General features: G+C 53.0%; 1 protein-coding gene. It reads right to left on the bottom strand.

The window, feature by feature from the left end; all coding sequences use genetic code 11:
* Window positions 1-264, bottom strand: a 264-nt coding sequence (locus NL42_RS15430) for an Ig-like domain-containing protein (RefSeq protein WP_461313406.1), incomplete at both ends; no start/stop codon positions are given.

Below are 264 nucleotides of genomic sequence, written 5' to 3'. Positions count from 1 at the left end.
TTCGCCTGCCGCAAGTGCAAGGTCATCTGCTGTAATCGCAAGGGTTGGTGCTGTTGCATCAACAGTTACTGTGCCTGTCGCAGGTGTTGAAACGTTACCTGCCACATCCGTTGCAGTCACGCTCACTGTGTGCGGACCATCTGCCAACACTGGAAGTGTATTGTCTGCAAGCGTCCAGGTACCGTCACCATTGTTGGTCGCAGCGTAGTTAATACCATCTACGGTCACCACTACAGTTGCAGCAGCATCATCGATCGTACCGCT

The organism is Acinetobacter sp. GN11 (assembly GCF_054823985.1).
The sequence above is the reverse complement of the archived record's forward strand: the minus strand, read 5'-3'. Positions and strand labels throughout refer to the sequence as shown.